The organism is Novosphingobium aquae, assembly GCF_037572715.1.
In the GTDB taxonomy this organism is placed as follows: Bacteria; Pseudomonadota; Alphaproteobacteria; order Sphingomonadales; family Sphingomonadaceae; genus Novosphingobium; species Novosphingobium aquae.
Genome location: NZ_JBBHJY010000005.1, coordinates 187913 through 203085 on the forward strand (window position 1 = coordinate 187913; position 15173 = coordinate 203085).

14 protein-coding genes are annotated in these 15173 nt (G+C 63.7%); 8 read left to right on the top strand and 6 right to left on the bottom strand.

The window, feature by feature from the left end; translation table 11 throughout:
- The first annotated feature begins 310 nt into the window (after positions 1-310).
- From WG900_RS11450 to WG900_RS11465, 4 genes are all read left to right on the top strand, one after another.
- Positions 311-1270 (top strand): cation diffusion facilitator family transporter, encoded by a 960-nt coding sequence (locus WG900_RS11450; RefSeq protein WP_339967224.1) that lies wholly within the window; start codon positions 311-313, stop codon positions 1268-1270.
- On the top strand, positions 1254-1802 hold the full coding sequence (locus WG900_RS11455; protein ID WP_339967227.1) for a sigma-70 family RNA polymerase sigma factor: 549 nt from the start codon (positions 1254-1256) through the stop codon (positions 1800-1802). Before WG900_RS11450 ends, WG900_RS11455 begins: the two co-directional genes overlap by 17 nt.
- Positions 1799-2494 (top strand): anti-sigma factor, encoded by a 696-nt coding sequence (locus tag WG900_RS11460; protein WP_339967229.1) that lies wholly within the window; start codon positions 1799-1801, stop codon positions 2492-2494. Before WG900_RS11455 ends, WG900_RS11460 begins: the two co-directional genes overlap by 4 nt.
- A 77-nt stretch (positions 2495-2571) precedes the next feature.
- Positions 2572-3168 carry a fasciclin domain-containing protein gene (locus WG900_RS11465; RefSeq protein ID WP_417597656.1) on the top strand — a complete coding sequence of 199 codons (597 nt, stop codon included), beginning with the start codon at positions 2572-2574 and terminating at the stop codon, positions 3166-3168.
- Between the two features lie 98 nt (positions 3169-3266).
- Here WG900_RS11465 and WG900_RS11470 read toward each other — a convergent pair whose 3' ends face one another.
- Positions 3267-4130 carry a VOC family protein gene (locus tag WG900_RS11470; protein WP_339967231.1) on the bottom strand — a complete coding sequence of 288 codons (864 nt, stop codon included), beginning with the start codon at positions 4128-4130 and terminating at the stop codon, positions 3267-3269.
- A gap of 151 nt (positions 4131-4281) precedes the next feature.
- On the opposite strand from WG900_RS11470, the gene WG900_RS11475 reads away from it, so the two are divergent.
- On the top strand, positions 4282-4854 hold the full coding sequence (locus tag WG900_RS11475) for a nuclear transport factor 2 family protein (RefSeq protein ID WP_339967233.1): 573 nt from the start codon (positions 4282-4284) through the stop codon (positions 4852-4854).
- Positions 4855-4886: 32 nt separating this feature from the next.
- Here WG900_RS11475 and clpX read toward each other — a convergent pair whose 3' ends face one another.
- Together clpX and WG900_RS11485 are read right to left on the bottom strand one after the other, a co-directional pair.
- The gene (clpX, locus tag WG900_RS11480) at positions 4887-6143 is read right to left on the bottom strand and encodes an ATP-dependent Clp protease ATP-binding subunit ClpX (protein ID WP_339967236.1); all 1257 of its coding nucleotides are present in this window, start codon (positions 6141-6143) and stop codon (positions 4887-4889) included.
- A 159-nt stretch (positions 6144-6302) separates the two neighbouring features.
- Complete coding sequence (locus WG900_RS11485; protein ID WP_339967238.1) at positions 6303-6995, bottom strand: ATP-dependent Clp protease proteolytic subunit; 693 nt, start codon at positions 6993-6995, stop codon at positions 6303-6305.
- Between the two features lie 168 nt (positions 6996-7163).
- Here WG900_RS11485 and WG900_RS11490 point away from each other — a divergent pair, with 168 nt between their 5' ends.
- Entirely contained in the window at positions 7164-8654 is a 1491-nt protein-coding gene (locus tag WG900_RS11490; RefSeq protein ID WP_339967240.1) for an amidase, read from the top strand.
- Between the two features lie 47 nt (positions 8655-8701).
- Here the strand turns inward: WG900_RS11490 and WG900_RS11495 are convergent, their stop codons facing one another.
- The 3 genes from WG900_RS11495 to WG900_RS11505 form a co-directional block, all read right to left on the bottom strand.
- Positions 8702-10795, bottom strand: coding sequence for a RelA/SpoT family protein (locus tag WG900_RS11495; RefSeq protein WP_339967242.1), 2094 nt, complete (start codon positions 10793-10795; stop codon positions 8702-8704).
- 146 nt (positions 10796-10941) lie between these two features.
- Positions 10942-11649: a TVP38/TMEM64 family protein gene (locus tag WG900_RS11500; RefSeq protein WP_339967244.1), complete on the bottom strand. Its 708-nt coding sequence runs from the start codon at positions 11647-11649 to the stop codon at positions 10942-10944.
- Positions 11646-12398: a glycosyltransferase family 2 protein gene (locus WG900_RS11505; protein WP_339967246.1), complete on the bottom strand. Its 753-nt coding sequence runs from the start codon at positions 12396-12398 to the stop codon at positions 11646-11648. Before WG900_RS11505 ends, WG900_RS11500 begins: the two co-directional genes overlap by 4 nt.
- Positions 12399-12515: 117 nt before the next feature.
- Here WG900_RS11505 and WG900_RS11510 point away from each other — a divergent pair, with 117 nt between their 5' ends.
- On the top strand, positions 12516-13829 hold the full coding sequence (locus tag WG900_RS11510; RefSeq protein WP_339967248.1) for a glycosyltransferase 87 family protein: 1314 nt from the start codon (positions 12516-12518) through the stop codon (positions 13827-13829).
- A gap of 1 nt (position 13830) precedes the next feature.
- A complete protein-coding gene (locus WG900_RS11515) occupies positions 13831-15099 on the top strand; it encodes a hypothetical protein (protein WP_339967249.1) in 1269 nt (422 codons plus the stop codon).
- Positions 15100-15173 lie beyond the last annotated feature (74 nt).

Below are 15173 nucleotides of genomic sequence, written 5' to 3' on the forward strand. Positions count from 1 at the left end.
GAGGAAGTTGGCAAAAGATGCGTGCCGGAATATGCTGCGAATCAGCGGTAAATCCGGTTCTGCCAGGCTCATACAAGCACCGGCGCGCCACCTGAACACCCCGTTGATGACAGCCTGTTGACAGTCTTGTAGGCAGGAAGTGGCGTTTGGAATATCCTTTCCCTCACAGTCCTGTTCGGGTAATAATTTTACCTAACCGAGCATGTTTCCCTTGATTTGGCCGTCGTTCAGCAAATAGGCGCTCAACGATTCTTGCTGCACTGCGGCAATTGTGCAACGGTTACGACTGAAACGGAATTTCGAGGAACTTTTGGGCGCGCATCACCATCATCACGGGGAGAGTCATGGGCATGCGCACGGGCATCTCCACGGGCATGGACATGGCTCTCACGGCCGCGCCTTTGCCATCGGGATTGCGCTCAACACAGCTTTCGTCATCGTCGAGGCGGGCTACGGCTTTCTATCGGGATCGATGGCGCTGGTGGCCGATGCCGGGCACAACCTGTCCGACGTCCTCGGCCTGTTGATCGCCTGGGCTGCGGATAGCCTGTCTGCCAAACCGGCATCGGAACGCTTCACTTACGGCTACAAGAGCTCGTCGATCCTTGCTGCGCTGGCCAATTCGGCGCTGCTGATGCTGACCATCGGCGCGATCGGGGCGGAGACGATCCACCGCTTCTTCAGCCCCGAACCGGTCGCCGGCCAGACGATGATGATCGTCGCCGCCATCGGCATCGCGATCAACGCTCTCACCGCCATGCTGTTCGTCAAAGGGAGCAAGCACGACATCAACCTGCGCGGAGCCTTCATCCACATGATGGGCGATGCCGCGGTTTCGGCGGCGGTGGTGGTGGCCGGCCTACTGATCCTGTGGACCGGTTACATCTGGATAGACACGCTGACCGGCCTGCTGATCGTCGCGGTGATCGGCTGGTCAACCTGGGGCCTGACGCGCGAGGCGGTGAAGATGGGTCTGCTTGGCGTGCCGCGCGGAATCGATGCCATCAAGGTGCGCGCCCTGCTATCCGGCCAACCGGGCGTGACAGCCGTGCACGACCTGCACATCTGGCCGATGAGCACCAAAGAAACCGCACTCACCGCGCACCTGATCATGCCCGGCGGCCATCCCGGCGATGCCTTCCTGCATGAGCTCGCTCATGCGCTCGATCACGATTTCAGCATCGACCACGCAACGTTCCAGGTGGAAACCGCCGATGGACCGTGCCATGCTGCCCGCATGCACGAGGCCGGACATGACCACGCGGATTGAGCTGGCTGACGCGATTACACGCATTGCCAAGGGCGACCGCAAGGCGCTCGAATTTGTCTATCGCGCAACTTCGGCGAAGCTTTTTGGCATCTGCCTGCGTATCTCGGGTGACAGGGGTGAAGCGGAGGACGCCTTGCAGGACGTCTACGTCAACTTGTGGAATGCCGCTGGCCGCTTTGATGCGGCGCGTGCGAGCCCGGTGAGCTGGCTCGCCGTCTTCGCGCGCAACCGCACGATCGACCGTCTGCGCCGGCGGCGGCGGCTCGATGCGAGCGCGCCGCTGGAAGCGGCCGAGCACGTTGCCGACGCTGCCCCGCTGGCCGAGGATGCCCTGCTCGCCGGTGAGGAGAACGCCCGCATCCATACCTGCCTCGAAACGCTGGAAGAGCGGCAGCGCGGCGTTATCCGCACGGCCTTTTTCGACGGCGTAACCTATGCCGATCTCGCCGCCCGGCAGGACGTGCCGCTGGGCACGGTAAAATCATGGGTCCGGCGCGGTCTCGCCCGCCTCAAGCAGTGTCTCGACGCATGACCGAACGCGATTATCTTGCCGCCGAACTGGCGCTCGGCCTGCTGGACGGCGAAGAGCTGGTCGCCGCGCACGGCCTTGCTGCATCGGACGCGGACTTTGCCCGGCAGGTTGAAAGCTGGCAGCAGCAGCTCGCCCCGATGCTCGATACCATCGGCGCGCAAACGCCGCCCGAACAGCTTTGGGACCGCATCGCCGCCGAGCTGTCGGCCCGGCCCGAAGGCGGTGCGCAGATCGCCGTTCTTCAGCGCCGCTTGCGCACCTGGCAGCGCGCTGCGGCGGTATCGGCGATTGCCGCCTGCGCGCTGGCGCTGGTGGTACTGTCGCCAATCCTCGCCCCGCGCCCGCCCGAGACCCCCGAAGCGCCGCTGGTGGCGAGCTTTACCCTGCCATCCACCCCTGCGCGCCTCGGCGTGACATGGCTCCCCGCCCAGCGCGACCTGCTGGTCGATGCTGCCGGCCTGCCAGGCGACGGGGTGCACGATCACGAATTGTGGCTGGTTCCGCCCGAGGGCAAGACGATCTCACTCGGCCTCGTCGCGCCGGACAAGTCGGTCCGACTGCACTTGCCTGATGACCTCGCTGCCCGCCTGCGCGATGGGGCAACGCTGGCCCTCACCCGCGAGCCGCTGGGCGGGTCGCAAGGCCGTCCGGCCGGGCCAATTGTCTCCACAACAAAATTTTCTCCCACCTGATGCATCCATAGCCGGACCGGCTGCGTAACTCCCCATGCAAGGCGCCCCCAGCCTTGCGGAATGCAGGAGATTTCAGGATGTATCGCAAGTCGCTCTCCCTCAAGATTGTTGGCGCCGTTGTCGCCCTTGGCATGACTTCGCTCGCAGTTTCCGGCCCGGCGCTGGCCGGCCATCACATGGGCCACAGCGCAAAGGCCCCCGTCGTCGGCGGCGCGCCGATGTACCCGACGAAGACCATCGTCGAGAACGCCGTCAATTCGAAGGTCCACACCACGCTGGTCGCCGCGGTGAAGGCCGCTGGCCTCGTCGAAACGCTGTCCAGCCCCGGACCGTTCACCGTGTTCGCTCCGACCAACGCCGCTTTCGCCAAGCTGCCCGCCGGCACGGTAGAAACGCTGGTCAAGCCTGAGAACAAGGACACCCTGACCAAGATCCTGACCTATCATGTCGTCGCGGGCCGCGTGCTTTCGACCGACCTGGCCAAGATGATCAAGGCAGGCGGCGGCAAGGCTGAATTTGCCACTGTCCAGGGCCAGAAGCTGACAGCGCGCATGATGGGCAAGGCCATCGTGATCACCGACGCCATGGGCAACAAGGCGACGGTAACTCAGGCCAACGTGCTTCAATCGAACGGCGTGATCCACGTCACCAACGGCGTCTTCATTCCGCGCTGATCGATCCCCTGGCGCTGCGATAACCGACACAGCGCCGCGCCCTGCCCCTCCCCCTGCCCTTCGGGGGCAGGGCGCCCTCTATCTTCAGACTAAGTCCGCTAGATCGCGCCGGAAATGAACTCGTGCCTCGCGCCGAGGAAATCTTCCGGATCGATAGCAAAGCCCGATGAGATGCAGCCTTCCGCAGTGACGCGAAGGCTGCATTTCCCCGTGAAGTACGCGCTGGCCTTTGCCGCATCCTCGACCTGCCAGACAAGCGCGTAGATCCCGTTCTGCACCTTGCTTAGGAACGCGCCAAGTGCGCCGGCTTCGGCATCGTCCGGCTGGATGAAGGCCACCCGGGTATCGCCAAGCTGGATCAACACGCGGCGGCCCGGCTGCGGACATCCGGTCCGCGCATCCTCAATCACCTCGCCGTCGCAAAGCTGCCTGAAGAAGTGCAGAGCCTTGTCGACATCGGCCACCACGCTGGCGATGTGATCAAGCCGCAGCACGCCCGAGGCATGGCCCTGCCCCACCTCTGGTCCCCAGCCACGCCGGTCATAGGGATCGTTGGGCATTGGTACTTCGCATACTTCGAGCAGGACGCCGCCGGTGCTCTCCGCCTTGACGAAAAAGAAGAAGCCATAGTCGCTGGCGGTCACCGCACCGGCATCGCGAAAGGCCTGACTTGCCGCCTTGCCATCAGCCACCTTGAGCTCGAACGAATGGAAGGCCTGCCCGATCTTGGCAGCCATCCGCGCGAAAGGCTTGGTCAGGTCGTCCGGATTGCGCGGCGCCATCGGTTCGACCATGTGGTTGGTGACATAGAGCAGCGCCGCGTCCCTGTCCTCGGCCGGGAAGTAGTTCTCGGCAAAGACAAGCCCGCCAAGCGCATCCTGATAGAGCGCGCGGCACCTGGCGATGTCAGTGGTCGCATGGATCGTGTGGATCACCCGCGATACCTTGATGCGGTCAGTCATTTACCCAGCTCCCTGCCTTGCGTTCATCGCCGGGCTAGGCGGGTTGCGGCATGGCGCACAAGCACGGCGGGGCACTTTCCGCTGCCGCGATTGGTTTGGCAAATCCGGGCGGGGCAGCTACCCTTTTCCGGAGCCGCTTGGAAGGACCACGATGAAGAAGACGGTTTCAGCGCTTTTGACCGCAACCATGCTGTTGGTCTCCGCCCCGCTGCTGGCCGATGCGCGCAGCGATATCGAGGCGCGCGCCGCCGGCCTCAAGGTCGCGATGGACGAGCGCGACGACAAGGCGATCAAGAAATTCCTGACCAAGGATTTCCAGTCAGTCGACATTTCGGGCGAGCCCTCGGACGCCGATGACATGATCACCCGGCTGGCGATGATTCCGGTCGATCCCGCGATGAAGTCCGACAGCACCATCGTTTCGGTGACGGTCGAAGGACCAAGCGCCAAGGTGGTGCAGACGCGCGGCATGAAGATGCAGCGCGAGGGCCGCGACGGCGTGATGCATCAGGGCGAATTCATCACTTCATCGAACGACACCTGGGTTCAGCAAGGCACCACGTGGCTGCTCAAGTCGACCGAAGTTCAGGAAGTGACCATGAAGCGCGACGGCGTGGTCATGCGCAGCTTCAAGAAGGGCGACCCGATCCCGCCCCGCCGCCGCGGTGAAGGACGCGGCGGCCCCGGAGGCGAAGGTGCACCGCCCCCGCCGCCGGCTAACTGATTACATTATTGGATAGGTAGCGAAGGGGCGGCTCAGGCCGCCTCTTCCTTGCCCTTCAGCACGCGCACCGGTTCCTTGCGGCCGGCAACGACTTCGGCATCGACCACGACTTCGGCAATGTCGGTCTCGGTCGGGATGTCGAACATCGTGTCGAGCAGCAGAGCCTCGACAATCGAACGCAGGCCGCGCGCGCCGGTCTTGCGGGCGATGGCCTTGTTGGCGATCGCTTCAAGCGCGTCGTCGGTGAAGGTCAGCGCCACGTCTTCCAGATCGAAGAGCTTGGCGTACTGCTTGACCAGCGCGTTCTTCGGCTCCTTGAGGATCTTCACCAGCGCCTCGATATCGAGGTCTTCCAGCGTGGCGATGACCGGCAGACGGCCGACGAATTCGGGGATCAGGCCGAACTTGAGGAGATCTTCCGGCTCTGCCTTTTGCAGCAGTTCGCCAACCTTGCGCTTGTCCGGATCGGCCACGTGAGCGCCAAAGCCGATCGAGCGCTTCTGCAGGCGGTCCGAAATGATCTTGTCGAGACCCGCAAATGCGCCGCCGCAGATGAACAGGATGTTCGTGGTGTCCACCTGCAGGAATTCCTGCTGCGGATGCTTGCGCCCGCCTTGCGGAGGCACCGAGGCAGTGGTGCCTTCCATCAGCTTGAGCAGCGCCTGCTGCACGCCTTCGCCCGACACGTCGCGGGTGATCGAGGGGTTTTCCGCCTTGCGGCTGATCTTGTCGATCTCGTCGATATAGACGATGCCGTGCTGTGCCTTTTCGACATTGTAGTCGCTGGCCTGAAGCAGCTTGAGGATGATGTTCTCAACGTCTTCACCCACGTAGCCGGCTTCGGTCAGCGTGGTGGCATCGGCCATGGTGAAAGGCACGTCGAAGGTCTTGGCGAGCGTCTGCGCCAGCAGGGTCTTGCCGCAACCGGTCGGCCCGACGAGCAGGATGTTCGACTTCGACAGCTCAACGTCGCCGCCCTTGGCGCTGTGCTTGAGCCGCTTGTAGTGGTTGTGCACCGCTACCGAGAGCACGCGCTTGGCGCGGTCCTGGCCGATCACATAATCGTTCAGCGTCTCGAAGATGTCACGGGGGCTGGGTACGCCGCCATCCTTCTTGCCAGCGATTCCGGCTTTGGTTTCCTCGCGGATGATGTCGTTGCACAGTTCGACGCATTCATCGCAGATGAATACCGTCGGCCCGGCAATGAGCTTGCGCACCTCGTGCTGCGACTTACCGCAGAAGCTGCAGTAGAGAGTGCTTTTCGCGTCGGATCCGCTCAATTTCGTCATTCTATATCCTGTCGACCCGTCCGAATTATCGCGGGGGATTCGCCGGAGTCTAGCTCCGCCCCCCGCAGAATCAATCCTGCCCTATAACGCACGAAGCTTTCAGATGGCTGAAAACCGTGGCGGCGTTGGCCTTATTTTCGCGGAAAGACCCCGCAAACCTTATTCCGGAGCCCCGCCCGAGCCGGTTGCATCGCCAACCGTATCACTGTCCGGCCGGCTTTCGAAGACCTTGTCGACCAGCCCGAAGGTCTTTGCTTCCTCGGCATCGAGCCAGGTATCACGATCGAGCGCGGTATCGATTTCCGCGACCGTCTTGCCGGTGAACTTCGAATAGAGCTCGTTCAGACGCTTGCGCAGGCGCAGGATTTCGCGGGCCTGGATTTCGATGTCGCTGGCCATGCCGCGCGCGCCGCCCGAAGGCTGGTGCACCATGATGCGCGCCTGCGGCAGCGCGATGCGCATGCCCGGCTCACCCGCGGCGAGCAGGAACGAGCCCATCGAGCAGGCCTGGCCGATGCAAACCGTGGAAACGCGCGGGCGGATGTACTGCATGGTATCGTGGATCGCGAGACCCGCCGTCACCACGCCGCCGGGCGAGTTGATGTACATGGAGATATCCTTCGAAGGATTCTCGCTTTCGAGGAACAGCAGCTGCGCCACAATCAGCGAAGCCATGTGATCTTCCACCTCGCCGGTGATGAAGACAATGCGTTCACGCAGCAGACGCGAATAGATGTCGAAGCTGCGTTCGCCGCGGCTCGTTTGCTCCACAACCATCGGCACGAGCGCGCCAGTGATCGGATCGACGGAAAATCTGCCTTGCGCGCCGGGCTGGTTGAACAGGTCGATCATGAAGTCCCTCTTGTAGGCTTGGTGTAATCTTGGCGTATGAATTGACGCGCCTATGTCGGCGCTGCGCCCGCGATGTTCAAGGGCATTAACCCTCTCAAAACCGATTCATCCGCCCTTGCATGTTCGGCCGCTTGGCCGCAGCTTGGTAACAGATGGGGGGTCGCACAGATGAATCGAAGCCTTGCCTTGCTGTTTCCTCTTGCCCTGGGGGCCTGTGGTTCGATCCCGAAGCCCGACCTTAGCTCGGCCCCAGCAAACGCTTCCGGCTACGTCCAGCGGATCGATGCGCTCGATGATCAGGGGCCGCGGGTGGGTGCGGTGATCGCGATCAACCCCGATGCCCTGCGCGATGCCGCCCGGGCAGAGGCTATGCCCGGACCGCTGGCGGGCAAGACCGTGCTGATAAAGGACAATATCGAAACGGCGGACCGGATGGCCACCACGGTCGGCAGCCTTGCGCTCAAGGACAACGTCACCGGCCGCGATGCCCCGCTGGTGGCAAAGCTGCGCGCGGCGGGCGTGGTGATCCTGGGCAAAACGAACCTGTCCGAATGGGCGAATATCCGGGGCTCGCGCTCCTCTTCCGGCTGGTCTGGCATCGGCGGGCAGACACGCAACCCGCACGCCCTTGATCGCAGCCCCTGCGGATCATCCGCCGGGAGCGGCGCCGCTGTCGCCGCCGGCTTTGCCTGGGCCGCCATCGGCACCGAAACGGATGGTTCGATCACTTGCCCGGCCAGCGCCAACGGCGTTGTCGGACTGAAACCCACGGTCGGGCTCGTCTCACGGCGTTTCATCGCGCCGATCAGCCACAGCCAGGACACCGCCGGACCGATGACCAGCACGGTGAAGGACGCCGCGCTGCTTCTCACCGCGATGGCTGGCGTCGATGGCGGCGATCCGGCCACGGCGCGGGCTGATCTCCACGCGCAGGACTTTGCCGAGGGGATCGACAGCGCCAGCCTAGCGGGCCTCCGCATCGGCGTGATGCGGCGCGGGGTGGGCAATCATCCCGGCGTCATGGCCCTGTTCGAAACCGCGCTGGCCGATATGAAGCGCGCCGGTGCCGTGCTCGTCGATATCGACTGGGAGCCCGATGGCACCATGTACCGCGACGAGAGCCTCGTCCTGCGCTGGGAGCTCAAGCACGACCTTACCGCATGGCTGCAATCGCTGCCCGGCAATCCGCCGGTGCGCAGTCTGGCAGACGTCATCGCGTGGAACAAGGTCAACGCGGCGCAGGAACTGCGCTGGTTCGGGCAGGACACCTTCGAAGCCGCCGACAAGCTGACTGACGAGGCCGCCTACAAAAAGGCGCGCGAAAATTCGCTGCGGCTGGCGGGCAAGGAAGGCATCGACATGCTGCTGGCCAAACACAAGGTCAGCCTGCTGGTGTTCCCCACCGAAGGCCCGGCATGGTCAATTGATCTCATCACCGGGGGTGCCTCGCTCCCCGGCATTGGTGTGGGCAGCTTGCCTGCGGTCGCCGGATACCCGCACTTGTCGGTGCCGATGGGCGCGGTGGAGACCTTGCCGGTCGGCCTGTCAATCATCGCGGCGCAGTGGGCCGACAAGGCGGTGCTGGATGCTGGCGCAGCCTACGAACGCGCCCGCACCGCGCCTTTGCCCAAGCCGTCGTTCAAGCGCTGGGGCGAATAAAAAACAACATCATGCTGAACTTGTTTCACGGTGATGACCGTCAAGGCTCAGAGTCGCTCCGCCTCGGCTACAGCATCACTGGCGCGCAGGGCCGAGATGATGCGGGCGAGGTGGGCGAGGTCTGTGACTTCCAGATCGACTTCGTACGTGCCGAAAAGTTCGTCACGGCCGGCCATTTGCAAGTGGATGATGTTGGCGCGGTTACCGGCGAAGATGCCGGTGACTTCGGCCAGCGTGCCTGGGCGGTTGTGCAGGACGGCGCGGATGCGGCCGATCGCGCCGGTCGTCGTCTCCCCCCATGACAGGTCGAGCCAGTCGGCATCGACCCCGTCGGCCAGCGACAGGCAATCGATCGTGTGAACTTCGACGCCTTGCCCCTTGCGGCGCAGGCCGACGATGCGGTCACCCGGCACCGGGTGGCAACATTCGCCGAGATGGAAGCCCATCCCAGCGGTCAACCCCTTGATCGAGATGGCGCGTTCCTGCTTGGGCCAGTCCTCCAGCTCAGGCAGGTTGGCCGTGCTTCCCGGGACCAATGCCTCCATCACCTGCCGGTCGTCGAGCTTGGCAGTGCCGATCCGCACCATCATCTCTTCCTCGTCTTCCAGCTTCAGCCGCTTGAATGCATCCTTGATCGCCTTCTTGCTCAGCTTGCCGGGCAGGCGCGCAGCGATCTCGTCGAACAGCTTGCGGCCGATCGCGGCGATTTCCTCGCGCTCCTTCATGCGCACGGCGCGGCGGATGGCCGCGCGCGCCTTGCCGGTAACGACAAAGCTCAGCCAGCCGAGCTGCGGGCTGGCTTTGCGGCTCTTGATGATCTCCACCACGTCGCCGTTGTTGAGGCTGGTACGCAGCGGCATGTGCCGCCCGTTGATCTTCGCGCCAACCGCCATCGAGCCGAGATCGGTGTGCACGGCATAGGCGAAATCGATCGGTGTCGCGCCCTTGGGTAACTGGTGCAGCGCGCCTTTTGGCGTGAAGGCAAAGATGCGGTCCTGGTAGATCGCCATGCGCGTGTGTTCGAGCAGTTCCTCGGCATCATGGCTGGCATCGACGATTTCGATCAGGTCGCGCAGCCAGCCGACCTGGCCATCGGGACGAACGCTGCCCTGCTTGTAGGCCCAATGCGCGGCGAGGCCGAATTCATTGAGCCGGTGCATCTCATGCGTGCGGATCTGCACTTCCATGCGCATCGAGTTTTCATAGATCAGAGATGAGTGCAGCGAGCGGTAGCCGTTGGCCTTGGGGGTGGAGATGTAATCCTTGAAGCGGCCCGGAAGCACGTGCCAGGTCCGGTGCAAGACCCCCAGCGCACGGTAGCATTCGTCCTCGCTGTCGGTCAGCACACGGAAGGCCATGATGTCGGTGATCTGTTCGAAAGAAACGTGGCGTTCGCCCATTTTCTTCCAGATCGAGAACGGATGCTTCTCGCGCCCGGAAACCTCGACCTTGACCCCGCCTTCGGCCAGCGCCTGCTTGATCGCCAGCGCAATGGAATCGACCTGCCCGCCTTCGCTCGAGCGGATCTGCGAAAGACGGTTGGTGATCAGCTTGTAGGCTTCGGGCTCAAGCTGCTCGAAGGCGAGCAGCTGCATTTCGCGCATATATTCGTACATGCCCACGCGCTCGGCGAGCGGGGCATAGATATCCATCGTCTCTCGCGCGATGCGCAGGCGCTTTTCCGCGCTCTTGATGAAATGCAGCGTGCGCATGTTGTGCAGGCGGTCGGCAAGTTTGACCAGCAGGACGCGGATATCCTCGCTCATCGCCAGGAAGAACTTGCGCAGGTTTTCGGCGGCGCGCTCATTCTCGCCCATCGCCTCGATCTTCGACAACTTGGTCACGCCATCAACCAGCCGCGCGACTTCGGGACCGAACAGGCGTTCGATTTCCTCGATGGTCGCCAGCGTGTCCTCCACCGTGTCGTGGAGCAGGGCGGTGACGATGGTTTCCTGATCGAGCTTGAGCTCGGTCATCAGGCCGGCAACTTCAACCGGATGGCTGAAATAGGGATCGCCCGAGGCGCGCTTCTGGCTACCGTGTTTCTGTACGGTATAGACATAGGCGCGGTTCAGCAGCGCCTCGTCGGCGTTGGGATCATACGCTTTGACGCGTTCAACAAGTTCGTATTGGCGGAACATCACTTCCTAGATGGCGGGTCACCGGCGGCAAGGGCAAGGAAAAAGCTGACAAGTGTTGGCGGATAAAGCTGCGAGCAGCTAGCCTCGTGGAAATACAGGGGGAATTCCGATGCCAAGGCTGGCGAACATCCCTAATGGGGTGCCCCCTACTTTCTCATCGCCTTCTTCACCACGGCCCCGGTGCGCCATGCCGCCAACAGCAACGCGAGAATGCCGACAACCAGCAGGAACCATTGCATCGGGGACGCTGTCGTCAGGCTCATTTCCATGCCCTGCCGGCCCGCCGCGCCCAGCCCGACATAGCTTGCCATCGCCGGCAACGAAGCCAGCGTGCCGATCAGGTAATCGCGCTGGCGGATGCGGGTGAGACCGAAGCCGTAGGAGGTCAGTGCGAAAGGCATGACCGGCGAAATCCGCAGCAGGAAGACGAAGTGCCAACCCTCGCCCTCAAGCGCCTCGTCCAGCCGCTCGGCGAATTTCGAGCGTGCCATCAGCCGTTCGATCCACGGCCGCAGGATCGAGCGCGACAGCAGGAAGGCGATCCAGCCGCCCAGCAGCGTGCAGACCACCGAAATCGCCAGCCCCTTGACCATGCCGTAAGCCGCGCCCGCCATCACCGCCATGACCGAGGCGGGCAGCACGCCGCAGGCCGCGATCAGCACCTGCCCGACGGCGAAGGCAAACCAGTGTTCGGAAGGATAGGCGCTAAGCTCGGTCAACAGCCGCAGCGCGCTGGCGCGGGTCTTGGGAACGTAGGAAATGACCGTCGCCGCCGCTAGGGCGATCGCCAGCAGCACGCCGCCGATGATCGTCCCTTTTCCCGGCCGGCGACTGGGCCGGTCAGGCTGCGTCATTGCCCCGCGCCGAGCTGGAAGATCGCCGGCTTGGCCAATCCCAGCTTCGCCAGCCGGAAAGACAGCGCCGTGCCCAGCACGCCGAAACCGTAGATGCAGCTGCGCTTGAAGTTGATCGAGCTGGCTTCTTCGAAATATTTGGTCGGGCAGGAAATCTCGCCGATGCGGAAATCGAACCAGGTGGCCTGCGCCAGCATCTGGTTGTCAAACACGAAATCGTCCGAGCAAGCCTCAAGCGGCAGGGTTTCCAGCACCTTGCGGCTGAAGGCGCGGTAGCCGGTGTGATATTCGGACACTTTCTGACCCATCAGCAGGTTCTGGATCAGCGTCAGCGCGCGGTTGGCGACATACTTGTACATCGGCATCCCGCCCTTGAGCGCTCCGGTGCCGAGGATGCGGCTGGCCAGCACGGCATCGAACTGGTCCGAGGCGATCATGCTGGCCATCGCAGTGACCAGACGCGGGGTGTACTGGTAATCGGGGTGGAGCATGATGACGATGTCCGCCCCGCGTTCCAGCGCGGCGGCGTAGCAGGTCTTCTGGTTTCCGCCGTAGCCGCGGTTGTTGACGTGGACGATCGTATGGATGCCCAGCGCGCGCGACACCTCGGTGGTATCGTCGCGGCTGCAATCGTCGGTGAGGATCACGTCGTCGACCACGTCGAACGGAATTTCGTCGTACGTTTTCTTCAGCGTGAGCGCAGCGTTGTATGCCGGCAGCACGACCGCCACTTTGCGACCATCAATCATCGTATGCGTCCGATCCCCATTTCCGGCGGGTCTGCCAGACCCTGCGGCATTCCCCTAGATACCGAGAATCGACCGTCAACAGCTATTTACGATCCGGGGGCGCCGTGACATAGCGCGGTGGCAGGCAAGGGGTGCTTTGGGCAGGTGCAGAACGAACTGAAAAGGCGCGCCGTACCGCCGCTCGTGGCCGTCATCGTGTTCTGCGCCATGACCGCGCTCTACCTTGAGGCGAGCTGGCCGACGTACCGGCAAGTGCTTGGCACCTGGGGCGTGCGGGCCTGGCCTTGGCCTTTCCTTGATACCGATACCGTACTGTCCGCCGCGCGCTGCCTGCGCGAGGGGGCCGATGTCTATGCCTTCAACCCCTGCGATCCCGAGGCGCGGACCTATGGCTATTCGCCGCTGTGGATGGTGCTGGCATGGTTCCCGGTGACGATCGGCTGGATTCCATGGGTGGGGCTGGCATTCTTCGCGCTGTTCGTCTTCGCGCTGTGGCTGTTGCCCGCCGGGCGCAACCGCGAGGCGGTGATCCTGATCGTCATCGGCCTGCTGTCCAGCGCGACCGTGCTGGCGGTTGAGCGCGGCAACAATGATCTTGTCAACTTCGCGCTGGTCGCCGGGATGGCGGCGCTGATGGGCCGCTCTGCCACCGCGCGGCTGGCTGGCTATGCGATGGGGCTGCTGGCCGGACTGCTCAAGTTCTACCCGATGCTGGTCATGCTGGCGGCGCTGCGCGAAAAGCCGGCGCGGTTTTTCGCCATTACCGCTGCCTCGATCATCGTGACCTTGCTGGCCGCCGCCGTCACCTGGCACGATCTGGTGCGAACGTGGATGATCGTGCCGCAAGGATCGCCGATCTACGAGATGTTCGGTGCGCCCAATTTCGGCAAGGGACTGGTGGTGCTGTTCAATCTGCCTGCACCGGTGGGATCGATCCTGCGCGGCGTGATGACGCTGGCGGCGCTCGCCATCGGCATCCGCTATGGTCTGCGCCCGGCGACCGGCGCGACGATGGCGCAGCTTTCGGTGCGTGAGCGGGATTTCCTGCTGATCGGCGCGCTGATGACCATCGGCTGTTTCATGAGCGCGCAGAACATATCCTACCGCACGATCAACCTGCTGCTGGTCCTGCCCTCGCTCACCGCCTTGCGGCTGATCGATGCGCCGCGTGCGCTCAAGGCCATGGCGCTGGTGGCGATAGGATTGCTGTGGGCGGAACTGCTGTTTCACTGGATTCAGGCCTTTGCCGCCATCGCCGGCGGGACGCTGGGCACGGTGCTCGAATTCGGCCTGGGCTGGCTCGGCCGCGAGATTGCCTGGTGGTGGATGGTCACCCTGCTGATCGCCTGCGCCACGGCGCTGATCCGTCCTCTGACGATGGTGGACTTCGCATTGGGCCTGCGCCGCCAGCCAGCTTCGACAGCCGCCTGACATGTTCCTGAAACGCAAAGCCCCGGCGATTGCTGCCTGCCTTGTCGCGGCAATCCTCGCCATCGCCTTTGGCATTGCCCCGCACGGCTTCTACCGCGACGCCAACCTGCTGCTGGGTAACAAGGCCTATTGGTTCCCGTTCCTCGATACCGACACTGTGCTCTCCGCCGTCCGCTGCTTGCGGCAGGATGTCGACGCCTATGTGTTCAACCCCTGCGACCCGCAGCTTCGCGTGTTCACCTATTCGCCCCTGTGGATGGCAATGACCGTAATGCCGGTGACCGAGGCATGGGTGCCGTGGGTCGGCCTGTCATGGGTGGTGCTGTTCCTTGGCTCGCTGTTCCTGCTGCCCGCCGCGCGCGGGCGTGAGGCGCAGGTGATCATGATCGCTTCGACCGCATCCAGCGCGAGTGTCTACGCCATGGAGCGCGGCAACAACGATCTGGTGATCTTCGCGCTGGTTTCGCTGGCCGCCGTGCTGACCATCCGCCGCCTTGCCCTGCGCCGCGTGGGTTATGGACTGGTGCTGCTGGCCGGCCTGCTCAAGTACTATCCGCTGGGTGCGATGGCCATTGCCCTGCGCGAAAAGCCCCGGCGTTTCCTCGTCATTACGGCGGTGTCGATTGCAGTCACTGCGCTGGCGGCGCTGGCGACATGGAGCGATCTGGTCCGCGTCCTGCGCTCAATCCCGATCGGGCAGTTCTACACCGACATGTTCGGATCCAAATCGGTAGGTCTGACCATGGTCGAACTGTTCGGCGCGCCGCGATGGGTCGATCCGCTCGTGCGGCTGTCCCTGTCGCTCGCCGCCTTGGCCCTCGGCCTCCGCATCGGGCTGGGGCAGCGGCTCCACGCCGATCTTGCACGCTTGACGCCGCGCGAGCGCTCGTTCCTGCTCGTCGGCGCGCTGATGTGCTGCTCGTGCTATTTCTCGGCCCAGAACATCGGCTACCGCGCGATCAACCTGATCCTTGTCATGCCGGCGCTGACCGCGCTGATCGCCGTTACCAGCAGGCCGATCTATCGCTGGATCACCGGCGCGGCGCTGGCCCTGCTATGGACCGGCGCATGGCGGATGGTGTGGGAGGACGGCCTGATGGCCAGCACGGGTCAGTTCGATGCCTTGCGCTATGTGGCCCTGTTTGTGCGCGACCTGCTGTGGTGGGCGGTGATCCCGGCCCTGCTTGGCGCCGTCGTCGCCCTGCTGCGCGATGCGCCGCTGCCAGGCCGGGCATTTACGCTGCTCCGGCGAGCCACTTCAGGGCGCTGATATCGGCCAATTGCGCGCGTTGCAGAAGGCGCGAAACATTTTTTCAAATAATTTAAGCGGGGCGGGAACCCAGA

Excerpts from the sequence above, each read along its gene's own strand:
- WG900_RS11455 (WP_339967227.1), top strand. The coding sequence starts at position 1,254 with ATGACCACGCGGATTGAGCTGGCTGACGCGATTACACGCATTGCCAAG.
- WG900_RS11460 (WP_339967229.1), top strand. The coding sequence starts at position 1,799 with ATGACCGAACGCGATTATCTTGCCGCCGAACTGGCGCTCGGCCTGCTG.
- WG900_RS11465 (WP_417597656.1), top strand. The coding sequence starts at position 2,572 with ATGTATCGCAAGTCGCTCTCCCTCAAGATTGTTGGCGCCGTTGTCGCC.
- WG900_RS11470 (WP_339967231.1), bottom strand. The coding sequence starts at position 4,130 with ATGACTGACCGCATCAAGGTATCGCGGGTGATCCACACGATCCATGCG.
- WG900_RS11475 (WP_339967233.1), top strand. The coding sequence starts at position 4,282 with ATGAAGAAGACGGTTTCAGCGCTTTTGACCGCAACCATGCTGTTGGTC.
- clpX (WP_339967236.1), bottom strand. The coding sequence starts at position 6,143 with ATGACGAAATTGAGCGGATCCGACGCGAAAAGCACTCTCTACTGCAGC.
- WG900_RS11485 (WP_339967238.1), bottom strand. The coding sequence starts at position 6,995 with ATGATCGACCTGTTCAACCAGCCCGGCGCGCAAGGCAGATTTTCCGTC.
- WG900_RS11490 (WP_339967240.1), top strand. The coding sequence starts at position 7,164 with ATGAATCGAAGCCTTGCCTTGCTGTTTCCTCTTGCCCTGGGGGCCTGT.
- WG900_RS11495 (WP_339967242.1), bottom strand. The coding sequence starts at position 10,795 with ATGTTCCGCCAATACGAACTTGTTGAACGCGTCAAAGCGTATGATCCC.
- WG900_RS11500 (WP_339967244.1), bottom strand. The coding sequence starts at position 11,649 with ATGACGCAGCCTGACCGGCCCAGTCGCCGGCCGGGAAAAGGGACGATC.
- WG900_RS11505 (WP_339967246.1), bottom strand. The coding sequence starts at position 12,398 with ATGATTGATGGTCGCAAAGTGGCGGTCGTGCTGCCGGCATACAACGCT.
- WG900_RS11515 (WP_339967249.1), top strand. The coding sequence starts at position 13,831 with ATGTTCCTGAAACGCAAAGCCCCGGCGATTGCTGCCTGCCTTGTCGCG.